Source organism: Bacillus sp. 7_6_55CFAA_CT2 (assembly GCF_000238655.1).
GTDB classification, from domain to species: Bacteria; Bacillota; Bacilli; order Bacillales; family Bacillaceae_G; genus Bacillus_A; species Bacillus_A cereus.
The window spans coordinates 205857-220430 of the sequence record NZ_JH414708.1 but is presented as its reverse complement, the minus strand read 5'-3'; the positions used below and the strand labels follow the sequence as shown (position 1 = coordinate 220430).

The window sequence follows — 14574 nt, the reverse complement described above, 5'->3', positions numbered from 1 at the left end:
CACTCCGTACCCATTATCGACAACTTTATTCATCATTAAACAGGGTTCTATAAGATTGAATATAAAAATTTTTCTAAAAATAAAAAGGTATTTTGACAATTTATATCGAAATATATTATTTGAACATATCATCAGGGAACGGACTCTAATGATATGTAGCACGAAAAACAGAAAATTTAACTGCAGTGGAGGGATACATAATGGCAGATCGTCGCAATTTATTTTTCTTTTATGGTGATGACAAAGCAACGCTCGTTGAAAAAATGAAACCAATCTATCGTATTTTAGAAGAGAATGGATTTACCATATTAGATCATCCAAAAAATGCAAACGCTATCGTCAGTGTTGGAGATGATGCAACCTTCTTACAAGCCGTTCGTAAAACTGGTTTTAGAGAAGATTGTTTATACGCAGGGATTTCTACGAAAGATGAAATTTCTTTCTACTGCGATTTCCATATTGATCACGTTGATACAGCCCTTCAAGAAATTACAAAAAATGAAATTGAAGTGCGTAAATATCCAACAATTCAGGTAGATGTAGATGGCAGTACATCTTTCCATTGTTTAAATGAGTTCTCATTACGTTCTAGCATTATTAAAACATTCGTTGTAGATGTTCACGTTGATGATTTATATTTCGAAACTTTTAGAGGGGACGGTTTAGTAGTTTCTACCCCAACAGGAAGTACTGCTTACAATAAATCATTGCATGGTGCAGTTGTTGACCCGCTTATCCCATGTTTCCAAGTAAGCGAACTAGCATCTTTAAACAACAACACTTACCGTACGCTCGGTTCACCTTTCATTTTAAATCACGAACGTACATTAACTTTAAAACTAAGACCAGACGGTAACGATTATCCTGTTATCGGCATGGATAACGAAGCGCTTAGTATTAAACAAGTGGAAAAAGCTGTTGTACGCTTAAGCGATAAACAAATTAAAACAGTTAAATTAAAAAACAACTCTTTCTGGGAAAAAGTACAGAGAACGTTTTTATAGGATTAAAATAACCGCAGAATTATGGAATTCCATAATTCTGCGGTTATTTATTTACCCCGATTGGCGCGGACAATAATCTCTTACTATCCGGCCGTTATTCTTGTCAGTTTTTGTCGGTAAGTCGATATATTCCGATAATCGCTCATATATTTTTACGCATCTTTTCTATAGACAACTTGGCCATCTATTACGGTCATTTCTACTTCTACTTCTTTTATTTCTTCTGCCTCAATTTCAAACATATTGCGGTCTAATATTGTAAAGTCTGCTTCATATCCTTTTGTAATTTGCCCTCGCTTCGCTTCTTTTCCAATTGCATAGGCACTTCCTGTTGTAAATAAAGAAACAGCCTCATATACCGTTAATCTTTCCTCAGGCATATAGCATACACCGTCAATAAAACTTCTACGTGTAACAGCGCTATATATGCCTAAAAACGGATTCACTTGTTCAATAGGAGCATCTGAACCACCGTTGCAGTGTAATCCTGCTTCCAGTAACGTCTTCCAAGCGTACGCATAACGAAGACGGCGCTCTCCTAGTTTTTCAATGACTGACGGAAAATCTGATGAAAGGAAGACTGGCTGTATATCTATAATGGCTTGCAAGTTTTTCATTCTTTCAATTAACTCCTCACGAGCAAGCTGACAATGAATAATGCGATCACGTAACCCTTTTGCTGGTGGATATAATTCGAGTGCATCAATGACATATTCAAGCGATAAGTCACCGATAGTATGAATCGCAACTGGCATATGTAAATCTCGTGCTTTCTTCACTAATTCTGCAAGTTCTTCACGTGAGAAAATCGCAACCCCATTCGTTTCCTTCGCATCTTCATACGGTTCACTTAATAATGCTGTTCTTCCGCCAAAAGAACCGTCAGAGAAAATTTTCATTGCCCCAAATTCAATATAATGTTCATTTTCATATTCTTTTCGTTCATGTGCTACTTCATGGTGAACGAGCAAATGGGCTTTAAATGGCATTTCTTTTATAACGTGAGAAAACGCATTATATGTTTTTCTAAAACCACCATAATAATTTAAATCTTCCGTATGCCCGCCAACGAGTCCGTATTTCCAGCAATCTTTAATCGCTGTTTGCAGAGCTCTTTGTAAATAAGCTTCATCAATTTCTGGCTGAACATGTTTAATTAATTCTTGCCCTTGTTCATATAAAAGTCCTGTTAACTTATTTGATGAATCCCTGCCAATTTTCCCGCCTTTTGGATCTTCTGTCGCTTCTGTTATATTCACTTCTTGCAGTATGTATGAATTCACCCATGTAACGTGACGACAAACTCTCTTTAATAAAATAGGATGGTCTTTCGAAATTTCATCTAAATCACGCGCGTGAACATCTTTCGTATCTGTAAAGTTATTTTCATTCCATCCTTCTCCAATAATCCAAGAGCCCTTTGGAGCTTCTTCCACTCGCTTCTGAACAAGAGCCAGTACTTCGCTATAAGATGTACAATTTGATAAATCTAGACGGAGTAATCCCTCTCCATGCCCAATAAGATGCATATGGCTATCAACGAGACCTGGGATCATTGTTTTTCCTTTTAGGTCATGTAACTTTACGTTTGAATATCTGCTTTCTAATTCTCCCTTATTACCAGCATCAACAATTATGCCGTTTTCAACGTAAACAGCGTCCACTTTTTCATTTTCTTCTCTCATTGTGTAAATGGTGCCGTCATACCAAATTTCTCCCATATATCCCATCTCCTTTATTTTTTATTGTATAAAAAAAAGCACCATTTCAAAACATGGTGCTTTTCTAAAAATTACTTTTGTTCAGTAGTAGACGTTGTAACTTGCCATTCAATATTAAATTTATCTTTTACTTGTCCGTATGCTGGGCTCCAGAATGTTTCTTGAAGTGGCATGATAACTTCTCCACCTTCTTGTAACTTATCGAATACTTCTTTTGCTTTTTCTGCATTACTAATTTGAATTGCGATTGTTACTTGAGATCCGATTGCATGTCCTTGACCTGGGAATGTATCAGAAATCATAAGATCCGTATTACCAACTTTTAAAGTAGCGTGTAAAACACGCTCTTTCGCTTCAGCTGGAATCGGGTATTCTGGATTTTCAGGCATGTCACCAAAAGTTTGCATGACTTCTACTTTTGCATCTAAAGCCTCTTTATAAAACTGTACAGCTTCTTGCCCACTACCATCTAAAACTAAGTACGGATTAATCCCTAAAATCATACGGACACCTCTTTTTTAAGTTTATAAAATCGAACTTGTGTTCGTTTTTATATTATCATTGTTTTGCATTTCATTCAACTATTTACTTCACTGTTTTCAAAATTATTTTGACGGAATCTCCATCTCTTGTTTTCTAAGTTCAATACGGCGAATTTTTCCAGAAATCGTTTTTGGTAGTTCATCTACAAATTCAATTTTGCGAGGGTATTTATATGGTGCAGTGAGTTCTTTGACGTGTTGTTGGAGTGTTGGAATTAATGTTTCTTCGTTCTTTTCTATATTCTCTCTTAATACGATAAATGCCTTCACGACACTTCCACGAATTTCATCAGGACTTGCGACAACTGCACATTCTCTTACGTAAGGATGTTTTACAAGTGCATCTTCTACTTCAAACGGCCCGATTGTATAACCAGAGCTAATAATGATATCATCACCGCGCCCTTCAAACCAGAAGTAGCCGTCTTCATCTTTCTTCGCTTTATCACCTGTAATATAATAATCACCGCGGAATTGCATCGCTGTACGTTCATCGTCTTTGTAATATTGTTTAAAGAGGGCCGGCGTTTCAATGTGAACTGCAATATCACCAACTTCGCCTACTTTAACTGGAGTACCTTCCTCATTTACGATATCGACGTGGTTACCTGGCGTTGGTTTCCCCATTGAACCTGGTCTAATATCCATCCCTTTCATTACACCAACAAGTAATGTATTTTCCGTTTGCCCATAGCCGTCTCTCACTGTAATATGAAAGTGCTTTTGGAACGTTCCAATGACTTCTCTATTTAACGGCTCACCTGCTGATACAGCGCTATGTAATGCCTCTAAATTGTACTGGCTTAAATCTTCTACCTTTGCCATTAATCTATACTCAGTCGGTGTACAACAAAGTACATTTACCTTATTATCGTCTAATAAGTTCAGGTACGTTTTCGGTTCAAACTTACCGTGATATACAAACCCTGTTGCCCCTGATCCTAGCGTTGCTAAAAACGGGCTCCAAATCCACTTTTGCCAGCCTGGACTAGCTGTTGCCCATACAATATCATTCTCTTCAATTCCGAGCCAATTTGGAGCGCTCGTACGTAAATGAGCGTATGCCCACGCATGTGTATGAACGACACCTTTTGGATTTCCTGTCGTTCCTGACGTGTAAGATAAAAAGACCATATCTTCTTTATCTGTCTTCGCCATTTCTAACCTGTCACTCTCTGTTTCTAACGCTGTTTTTAAATTAATCCATCCATCTACTGACTGCTCGCTCAGGACAAATTTTCGAAGAGATTCCATCGCTTCTATATCATCAAACTGCCTAATATACGGCTCATAGCTTACTATCGCTTTTACTTCTCCATGTCCAATTCGATATTCTATATCTTTTTTACGTAACATTTCCGAGCTTGGAATTACGACAAATCCTGCTTTAATAGCAGCAATATACGTCATGTACGCTTCAATTAAACGCGGCATCATAATGAGAAGCTTGTCCCCTTTTTGCAAACCACTTTTTATAAAAGCGTTTCCAATTTTATTCGCACCTTGCATTAATTCAGCGTATGTAACTTCCCTTCGATTCCCTTTATCATCTTGCCAAATTAAAGCTAATTTCCCTTTATCACCCGTATATTTCTCTATTTCAGAAACTAAATTATAAGACGGTGGCGCCAACAATTCTTCTCGCTTCATAAAATATCCTCCCTTTTCTTTATGCCTCCTTTATATAATAAAGAATTTTCTGTTAATTTTGAACCCTCTTCTTTTGACAAATTTTTCAGTTCTGTCGAATTACTAAATGAAATTACATCAACTTACCGACAAATGGCAACACAAAAAAGAAAGAGCGGGAGAACCCGCTCTTTCTAAGCCATCATATGGGATTATTTTTGGTAACCGCCTAATTGTTGCTCAGCTAGTGAAACTAGACGTTTAGTGATTTCACCACCAACAGAACCGTTAGCGCGAGCTGTTGCATCAGCTCCAAGTTGAACACCAAACTCTTGAGCGATTTCGTATTTCATTTGGTCTAATGCTGATTCAGCACCAGGAACCGCTAATTTATTTGTGCTACGTGACATGTTATATCACCTCCTTGTGAGTATAGAGTGTGATAAATAACATGACTTCATACACGTTTTAGATATGGTAATTTATGGTTTAGAAAAGTTCTTCAAATTTTTCTTCTTCCGCCACTACTTCTATCGTTTGTAATACCATTGTTTCTTTGTTCGCTACAGCTTCATCGATTAATGTTGTGAAATCGTATTTCGCTTCAAAACGATTTGCTTTTTCACGTTTCGGCTTCGTCGCTGGGCTTGCTGGTGTAAATACAGTACAGCAATCTTCATATGGACGAATTGAAATATTATACGTGCCGATTTCTTCAGCGATTTTAATAATCTCTAATTTATCCATCGTAATAAGCGGACGAATAACTGGGTAGTTTGTTACTTCGTTAATCGTATGCATACTATCTAACGTTTGGCTTGCTACTTGCCCAAGACTTTCACCAGTCGTAATTGCAAGTGCGTTACGCTCCTCAGCAATACGCTCTGTAATACGCATCATCATACGGCGCATAACCGTCATTGAATAGCTAGATGGGATTTCTTTATTAATCGTTTTTTGCACTTCTGTAAACGGAACAAGGTGAAGCGTTACTCGTTTACAATACTTCGTTAACTCTTGCGCTAAATCGATTACTTTTTGTTTTGCACGCTCACTTGTGAAAGGTGGACTATGGAAGTGAACTGCTTCCACAGATACGCCGCGTTTCATCGTTAAGTACGCTGCTACTGGGCTATCAATACCACCAGAAAGAAGTACCATTACTTTTCCGCCAACGCCAACTGGTAAACCGCCAGCTCCCATACGCTCATCACACATAATGTAGCTATAACCACTGCGAATTTCTACACGTACATTTACATCTGGATTATGAACATCTACAGTAATATCTTCTGTATTTTCTAGAATGTGTCCGCCAATCTCAGGTAATAATTCCATCGTTCTCATTGGGAAATGCTTATAAGAACGGTGTACAGTAATTTTAAATGTTTTCACATCGCCTTTTACTTGTAAGAAAGCTGCTAATGCACCTTTTTTAATGTCTTCTAATTCTGATGGTACTTTCATCGCTAAGTTAAACTTATGAATACCAAATACATCTTTCAATCTTTCAGATACCGCTTCATGATCTTCACCATTTAACTGGATGTACATACGATCGTGTGTTGCATCGATTTTAATATTTGGGAATTTTTTCAGTTTGAACTTCACGTTATCTTTTAATGTGCTTACAAACTTAGAACGGTTCTTACCTTTTGTCGTCATTTCTCCGTAACGCACTAAAATATATTCATATTTCAACATAATTTCTTTACCTCATCACTTCATATAATTTTGGCATCGTCTCTTTTACAATACCTTCAAATTGTTTTACTTCTTCCATTGTGTTTTCTGGTGCCAAACTAATACGAATAGCGCTTGCAGCTGCTGCATGCGGCACTCCCATTGACACTAACACTCTGCTCACTTCATTTGCTTTTGAAGAACAAGCAGATTTCGTTGACACATATACACCGTGTTCTTCTAAAGCATGAACGACTACTTCTGGTTTTAAACCAACAAATGATACATTTAAAATGTGCGGTGCTGCATATGCAAGCGACGTGTTAATCGTTACATCTTCCATCTCTTTAAAGAAACGAACAAGCTCTGCTTGTAAACTTTGCAAATGAGCTACCTTTTCTTTCACTTGTTCCATTGTCATGCGAAGTGCTTTCACCATCGCTACAATGCCAGGTAAATTCTCTGTACCAGAGCGATACTTAAGCTCTTGTTGACCACCTGATAAAATCGGATCTAATCTTACGCCATCGCGTACATAAAGAAGACCTGTTCCTTTTACACTGTGGAATTTATGTCCAGATATTGAGCAAAGATCAATATGAGAAGCATATAAATCAAGCGGTACTTTTCCTATCCCTTGTACATGATCTACATGGAATCTTATTTTCGGATGATTCGATAATAACGTTCCAATTTCAGCAACGGGCTGAATTGCTCCAGTTTCGTTGTTCACATGAATAATTGACACAAGAATCGTATCTTCACGAAGCGCTCGTTTCACATCTTCTACCGATACAACACCATGCTCTTTAACCGGTAAGTATGTTACATCAAACCCGAGTTCTTCTAATTGCTTATATGCTTCAAACACAGACGCGTGTTCAATATTTGTTGTAATGATATGTTTACCACGCGAACGATTCCTCATCGCTATCCCTTTAATCGCAAGGTTATTCCCTTCCGTTCCACCTGATGTAAAAATAATTTCAGAAGGTTTAACACGAAGAAGCTGCGCTGCAATCGTTCTTGATTGTGTTAATAGACGCTCTGCCTCTCCTCCAAGCGAATGAATAGAAGAAGGATTACCAAAATATTTCCCAGCAACCGTCACGTACGATTGAAGAGCTTCTGGATATGGCTTAGTCGTCGCACTATTATCAAAATAGATCATCGTTCTTCCCCTTTCAGCGCTATCACATCGTATAATCATATCATAAATACGTGTCATTACGCTAAGACTACGCAAAGGTTCCGTTTTATCTCGATTGGTGAAGGCTAATAATTGGCGAGGATGCCCTCCTATTACAGTTTCACTTTATCCCGCGTTAACGGGCAATAAGACTCTCACCTCAAAATCCAGTTAGAGCAAAGAAGTTAGATGGGAGATTAACTGCCCGTAAATGCCCGATTGGTGAAGGCTAGTAATCAGTGGGGATGAATCTTCCCACCGATTACAGTTTCACTTTATTTTGAAACGAATAACCTTGCTGTATTCCGCTATTCATTATAGCAACATCGCCTGCAAAATTACATAAAAAAACAAACCCTTTTATGAAAGGGTTTGTTCATTGTCTACATATTCAGCTATTTTTTGAACAACGCCAGGTTCAAGTTGCTCTAATACTGAAGCCGCTTGTTCTAAAGCTGCATCGTATTGGTATTCACGGAATAATTTCTCAGCATAATTTAAACTTTCTGCCAGATTTTCATCATGACTACGGTAACGGTTACCGTACTGAATTAATTTTTCCACTAAATACGCTTGTCCAATTAACTCTTCTGTCATTTCAGCCACACCGTTCACAGTTGTATATGCTTCTTCTAAACTGCTATTTACAGCGTTCATATTTAACGGCTTCACTTCTAATTGTTCATATACAGCTTGCATTGCCATTTGCCCTCTTTTTAAATCTTCCATAATACTCTCTGGAAGACCTGGCAAATTCGACTTTTGCATAAAGCGTTTCGTTTCGAAAATAGTATTTCGCATTTCTTGTAACTTCTCACGTGCTTCAAATTCTTCTTTGCGCATCGTTTGCAGCATTTCTTTATATTCTGCATGAAGTACTTTTAACGTTTCACATTGCTCATAAACCTCTTCTAGTTCCTCGCGAATAATAGAGAAGGCAATATCTTGTTCTGCAACGCGTAATTGTAGCATTTCAAAACGTTTCGTTAAAATGTGCATTTGCTTTTCAATTACTTTTTGAGACTCAATGTCTTTATCTTGTAACTGATAGCTTTGTTTCACAAGTTGTGTTTCTGTTTTCGTTTCAATCGTTTCGATGCGCATTTCTTCTAAATCATCATAAACAGAAAGTGTTTTTTGCTCCACATAATGTCTCGCATGTACTTCTTGTTCCAGTTGATCGTAGAAGCCATCTAAACGTGTTTTTAAGTTTTCTACTTTTTCAGCCGCTTCTGTTATATGAAGCTCCTGTATATCCATTAAACATGTTTGTAGTTGTTTCGTCATATCACGAACTTCTTTAGGGACTTCCAAATAATCTAATACATAACCTTGTCTTACCATATCATTGTGTCCGTGTAATAAATCTTCCAGCTGAACTGGTAACGTCGCTTGACACTCTACCAATAAATCTGGAATTTGGTGAATAATGATTTCTAAATCTGCTAAACCTTCTTCCAAACTAATAACAATTTCTCTCGCTTTTAAATAGTCACCATTGTTTGTCGCTTCTTCAAAGGTTTTAAATTTCTCAGATTCAGCGTCTAGCATCTCTTCGATTTTCTGCTCTGCTGCTCCATACATATGTCTATGAGCAAGAACACTCTTTTTCATACTACGATATGTATCACGTAACCCTTCAATTTCCGAGCTATTTTTCTCATGGCTTTCTAACAATTGCTGTAATTCATTTAAAATGTCCGTAATACGATTATCAGCGTCATCTAAACCACTTATGGATTCGTTCATCGCATGCTTTGCTTTTCGGAAGGAGAATTGCGAGGCGAATTTTCGCGCTTGCGCTAAATCTTTGTCAGCTTTCGGAAGGGTTGTTGATACAATTTCATCCCATTCTTCACGCCATTTACCAAACAGTTCTTCTGTTTGACCCGTCATGTTTAAATCTTTTACCCGTTTTAGTTCATCTGCCACAGGTTTATCTTTTATCTCTTGTTTCCACTGCTCCAGTGCTTCAATATCTTTATATGAACGATTTCTTATCACAAGCTCTATCATGAGCAGCACTAGAATAGAGCTTACTACAATGATAACGATCGTCAGGATAGAATCCATGCAAAAAAGCCTCCTAGTTATATCTCTTTTTTTGTCCGTTCCGTTTATGAAATGGAAGGCATTATGTATAAAAAGGGAATTCCCCTATATTTAACAACTAACAATGTACTAATCATACCATGTAATGGTTTGTTTTTGACCTAGTTTTTTTAAAAATTTCATGTTCCTTTCAATGTGATTGTAATCTTTCTCAATATTCCGCCTACGTCACTACCTATCCTCAAATGATTGTAATAACAAACAATCTTTCGTATGGGATACGAAATAAATTTTCCGCATGAGTGGTGGTTCAACAGAAATTACATGTACATTTCCTTGCCTTACAGACTGCTCTACTGCCCTTTCTGGAAGTAACGTGATACCAAGGCCAGCTTTTACCATTGCAAGCATCGGTTCTGCGTAAGATGTTTCCACAGCTATAGTTGGTTTTACACCTATTTCATGAAACATGTTCATAATCATTTTCCTTACATCACATATTTCTGGATATACAATTAATTTTTCATTGTGCAGCTCTTCTATTTGAATGACTATCTTCTCTTTGTACGGATGATTATTTGAAACGGCACAAACAATTTTCTCTTGTTGCACTTCTTTTATATACGTAGCACCTTCTACTACTGAATCGATGAACATCGCGTCAATCTCCCGCGCTTTAAATAACTCTCTTAATACTTCCGTATGTCCGATTTGCCATTCCACTTCGAACTCATCACCTAATATATCTTTACATTCTGATATGTAATACTCCGCTAAACTCGGTAGTATACCCATTGAAAACTTCCGGTTCTCTTGATACCCCCTCATTTCTGTTTTCACTTCATTTATTTGCTCCAAAATTGGTAACATTCTTTTTATAAATAACTCTCCTGCCTCCGTTAACTCTACTCCTTGCGCAGAACGTTTAAGTAAAGTAACTTCTAAATCCGCTTCTAACTTTTGAATTTGTTTACTAAGCGCTGGTTGAGATATATGTAAAATCTTACTTGCCTTTGATAAACTTCGCGTATGCTTCACTTCAATAAACGATCGTACTGCCTCCAAATCCATTGTACACACCTCTAACAAAAAGTTATAACCGTTATAAGAAATCGATATTTCCTCCTATAAACAATTACTCTTTATACTTATTTCATCAACTTACTATAACGAAATGTAAAGGGGAAAGATACTCTTGAACAAAAAACAAATGCTACTCGGATCCTTTCTATGCTTACTCGCCGTCACTGCCTGGGGATTTATGTTTCCTGTAATGGCAAATGCTCTGCAATTTATCGATCCATTCTTCTTCACAACGCTTCGCTATGGATCAGCAGCTATTATTTTTCTTATTTTGCTATTAATTACTGAAGGAAAGACTTCACTCCGCTTAGAAAAAAGAACACTTTCTCTATTCTTTTACGGGACAGTCGGTTTCGCGGGGTATGGTTTTCTCGTTTTCTACGGACAACAACTTGCCGGACCTTCCGGAGCAATCCATGCAGCTATGATTCAATCCCTTATGCCACTGATTGCCTTATCACTGCAATGGATAACGAAAAATCGCCGCCCACAAAACTATACATTCCTTTGTATGTTCGTTGCATTACTTGGTGTTATGCTTGTCATTTCAAAAGGAAATATTGAATTATTATTTGGAGCTGCAAGCCACTTATCGACAAATATATTGATGCTATGCGGCGTTACTTGCTGGGTCATTTATACAAACGGGGGTGCTCGTTTTCAATCTTGGTCACCACTTAGGTACACGACATTAACTTGTTTATTTGGCTCCATTTCACTCATCGTTATTGTTACTTTCTTAACGTACACAAATATAGTTACTATACCGTCACTGCGTACAGTTGTGAGCGTTCGTTTTGAGCTCTTTTATATGTCGATTATCGCAGGCGTTATCGCTGTATTTTGCTGGAATATGGGAAATCGCTATATTTCATCTATTAACGGCATATTATTTATGAATTTAGTTCCTATCCTTGCACTAATCGGTTCTATCTTTCGAGGTTATACAGTGGATAAAATTGAAATCGCTGGAGCTGCATTAACAATTATCGCGCTATTATGTAACAATTTATGGCAAAGAAAAGTAAACATAAAAATCCCCACCTCAGTTCGTTAGGTGGGGATTCTTCACATATGAACAGCTCTTGGCCATTCATGGTACATATTCGCTTTACATAATGCTTGTTCCATCCATTGCTCAATCTCTTTCGTATACATTTCTATGAAAAATGTCTCAGACGGGAAAGAATGGAGTACTTCTGATATATATTGTGGATATAAAAACGGCATACTTATCATACCTTTTAATTGCGTCATAAACATTGTAAATGATACTTTCTGAAATTCTTGTTTCATTTGTCCTTGTCTAATCATTTGTTCTATATAATATCTTTCTTTAGAAAAATAAACGGTCATCACTTCACGAATTAATGTCGTATCAAGCGAAAGCTCTCGGTAGAAGAAACGTGTTAGTTCTCTATTTTCAAATTGATATCGTAAAATCCCGCGCACCATTTGCACCATTACATCTTTAGCCGACAAATACTCTCTCTGTTCAAACGACATTTCAATCACATGAATATATCCTTCTAAAAAATCAGTAATAAGCTGTTCTAATAAACCTTGCTTCCCAGCAAAATAATATGAAATATTCGCTACATTCACATCCGCTCGCTTTGCAATGTCTCGCACTGACGTTCCATCATAACCTTTCGTATTAAACAACGATATTGCCGCATCAATTACTTTTTGTTTCGTCTGCTTCATGCGCTCACTTCCCTTCACTGAACAGCTATAGTTTAAATTTCTTGACTTTTAAGACAAATTCCTTTAATTTTCTATCGACAAAGTCATGTGAAATACATCGTATTTTGCTAATATTTTACACATCTCGATAAAAAAGGAGCTGTTTCCATGTTTACTAAAGAAAGTTATGCAGGATCTCGCGTGCAGCAATATGAGACAGTAATTAAACAACTGGATGCGTTATTAACTGGCGAATCAAACGTAGTCGCAAACTTATCAAATGCGTCCGCATTATTAAACCAATTTTTAGATCGCGTTAATTGGGTTGGCTTTTACGTAACAGAAGGAACTCAGCTTGTTCTTGGACCATTCCAAGGAATGCCTGCTTGCGTGCGCATTCCATTTGGACGAGGCGTTTGCGGCGTTGCAGCTGAAACGAAAACAACGCAGCTTGTAGCAGACGTTCACCAATTCCCAGGTCACATCGCTTGCGATAGTGCTTCTAATTCAGAAATCGTTGTACCGATTGTGAAAGAAGGAGCTGTCATTGGTGTACTTGACATTGATAGTCCTGAAAAGAATCGTTTCGATGAAGTAGATCAGCGCTATTTAGAAAAGTTTGTGGAAACACTCCTAAAACATATGTAAAAAGAAAAGAGCGAGTTATCGATTTAGTACGTCCTGTACAAAACCGATAGCTCACTCTTTTTTATTGATTAACAGTAGATATTTTCTTTAATGCCTGCTCTAAATCAGAAACGATATCCTCCCACGATTCTAAACCGACCGATAAGCGTATTAAATTATCAAAAATGCCCATTTCTTTTCTTAGTTCCGCTGGAATCGCAGCGTGCGTCATCGTTGCTGGATGCTGAATTAATGTTTCTGTATCTCCTAAACTCACCGCAATTGTAATAAAGTGAAGATCATTAATAAACGCTTGTGTCTCTTCTTTTCCGCCTTTTACTGAAAAAGAAATAACACCGCCCCCGTGTTTCATTTGACGAGATGCTAACTCTCCTTCTGGATACCAAACATCTTCTACCGCATCATGTTTTCTTAAGAACGATACAATTTTTTCTGCATTATCACAATGACGGTCCATTCTTACTGCTAACGTCTTTAACCCGCGTAATAATAACCACGCATCAAACGGCGCCATAATACCGCCGATATCTTTTCGCATCGGGCGAATCTTTTCAGCTAATGCTTTCGTTTTACAAATTGTTACACCCGCTACAACGTCACCGTGACCACCAATATATTTTGTCGCACTATGCACAACAGCGTCACAGCCAAGCTCAAGCGGTCTTTGTAAATAAGGTGAACAAAATGTATTATCAACAATAACAAGTAAACCTTTTCGCTTCGCAACCTGAATCACTTGTTTTAAATCAATTAATTTCATTGTCGGATTAATCGGTGTTTCAACGAAAATAAGCTTTGTATTTGGACGAATTTTATTTTCAATATCAACCTCTGTCTCCATATCACAAAACGAATGCGTAATCATAAATTTTTCTTCTAACACTTCTAAAAAACCGTACGTGCATCCATATAATCCATTTGAACAAATAATATGATCTCCAGCTTTTAGAAAACCGATTAACGTTGCTGAAATAGCTGCCATACCAGATCCGAAGGCAAGCGCCTCTTCTCCTCCTTCTAACACCGCCATACGTTCTTCAAATAATTTCACAGTTGGATTTCCAAGCCGTGAGTAAATATAAGATGGATCCACTCCCGCAAAACTCGCCTCTCCTTGCTGCGCAGTCTCAAATGTAAATGTAGAAGTTTGAAATAAAGGTGGTGTTAAACTTCCTTTATGTTCCTCAGGTATATAACCGTGGTGAATTAACGCTGTCTCCATATGCTTCTTTTTCATAAAAACATCCCCCTTATGTTTTTATTGCCGCATATTCATCCATAAAAATTTGATGAACGTTTTCCTTCATTTTATGTAAGCGTTTTATTTGTGTTTCTAT

13 protein-coding genes are annotated in these 14574 nt (G+C 37.4%); 3 read left to right on the top strand and 10 right to left on the bottom strand.

Features of this window, described 5'->3' with window-relative positions:
- The first annotated feature begins 200 nt into the window (after positions 1-200).
- Positions 201-1004, top strand: coding sequence for an NAD kinase (locus HMPREF1014_RS01255; RefSeq protein WP_000785177.1), 804 nt, complete (start codon positions 201-203; stop codon positions 1002-1004).
- Positions 1005-1156: 152 nt separating this feature from the next.
- On the opposite strand, the gene HMPREF1014_RS01250 is transcribed toward HMPREF1014_RS01255, so the two are convergent.
- From HMPREF1014_RS01250 to HMPREF1014_RS01215, 8 genes are all read right to left on the bottom strand, one after another.
- Positions 1157-2725, bottom strand: a complete 1569-nt coding sequence (locus HMPREF1014_RS01250; RefSeq protein ID WP_000503953.1) for an amidohydrolase — start codon at positions 2723-2725, stop codon at positions 1157-1159.
- A gap of 71 nt (positions 2726-2796) precedes the next feature.
- On the bottom strand, positions 2797-3228 hold the full coding sequence (locus HMPREF1014_RS01245) for a VOC family protein (RefSeq protein ID WP_000600350.1): 432 nt from the start codon (positions 3226-3228) through the stop codon (positions 2797-2799).
- A 102-nt stretch (positions 3229-3330) separates the two neighbouring features.
- Positions 3331-4917 (bottom strand): acyl-CoA synthetase MbcS, encoded by a 1587-nt coding sequence (gene mbcS / locus HMPREF1014_RS01240; RefSeq protein ID WP_000817770.1) that lies wholly within the window; start codon positions 4915-4917, stop codon positions 3331-3333.
- Between the two features lie 191 nt (positions 4918-5108).
- Entirely contained in the window at positions 5109-5306 is a 198-nt protein-coding gene (locus HMPREF1014_RS01235; RefSeq protein WP_000091640.1) for an alpha/beta-type small acid-soluble spore protein, read from the bottom strand.
- A gap of 79 nt (positions 5307-5385) precedes the next feature.
- Positions 5386-6600, bottom strand: a complete 1215-nt coding sequence (gene thiI, locus HMPREF1014_RS01230) for a tRNA uracil 4-sulfurtransferase ThiI (protein ID WP_000922343.1) — start codon at positions 6598-6600, stop codon at positions 5386-5388.
- A 7-nt stretch (positions 6601-6607) separates the two neighbouring features.
- Positions 6608-7750 carry a cysteine desulfurase family protein gene (locus tag HMPREF1014_RS01225; RefSeq protein WP_000638988.1) on the bottom strand — a complete coding sequence of 381 codons (1143 nt, stop codon included), beginning with the start codon at positions 7748-7750 and terminating at the stop codon, positions 6608-6610.
- Between the two features lie 378 nt (positions 7751-8128).
- Positions 8129-9841, bottom strand: a complete 1713-nt coding sequence (gene ezrA / locus HMPREF1014_RS01220; RefSeq protein WP_000377305.1) for a septation ring formation regulator EzrA — start codon at positions 9839-9841, stop codon at positions 8129-8131.
- Positions 9842-10051: 210 nt separating this feature from the next.
- A complete protein-coding gene (locus HMPREF1014_RS01215) occupies positions 10052-10891 on the bottom strand; it encodes a LysR family transcriptional regulator (RefSeq protein ID WP_000362537.1) in 840 nt (279 codons plus the stop codon).
- Positions 10892-11015: 124 nt separating this feature from the next.
- Here HMPREF1014_RS01215 and HMPREF1014_RS01210 point away from each other — a divergent pair, with 124 nt between their 5' ends.
- Complete coding sequence (locus tag HMPREF1014_RS01210; protein WP_001986680.1) at positions 11016-11960, top strand: DMT family transporter; 945 nt, start codon at positions 11016-11018, stop codon at positions 11958-11960.
- Between the two features lie 11 nt (positions 11961-11971).
- Here the strand turns inward: HMPREF1014_RS01210 and refZ are convergent, their stop codons facing one another.
- Positions 11972-12610, bottom strand: a complete 639-nt coding sequence (gene refZ / locus HMPREF1014_RS01205; RefSeq protein ID WP_000814923.1) for a forespore capture DNA-binding protein RefZ — start codon at positions 12608-12610, stop codon at positions 11972-11974.
- Positions 12611-12757: 147 nt separating this feature from the next.
- Between refZ and HMPREF1014_RS01200 the strand changes: the two genes are divergently transcribed.
- Positions 12758-13237, top strand: a complete 480-nt coding sequence (locus HMPREF1014_RS01200) for a GAF domain-containing protein (RefSeq protein WP_000494342.1) — start codon at positions 12758-12760, stop codon at positions 13235-13237.
- A gap of 61 nt (positions 13238-13298) precedes the next feature.
- On the opposite strand, the gene megL is transcribed toward HMPREF1014_RS01200, so the two are convergent.
- The gene (megL, locus tag HMPREF1014_RS01195; RefSeq protein WP_000726558.1) at positions 13299-14474 is read right to left on the bottom strand and encodes a methionine gamma-lyase; all 1176 of its coding nucleotides are present in this window, start codon (positions 14472-14474) and stop codon (positions 13299-13301) included.
- Between the last annotated feature and the right edge of the window lie 100 nt (positions 14475-14574).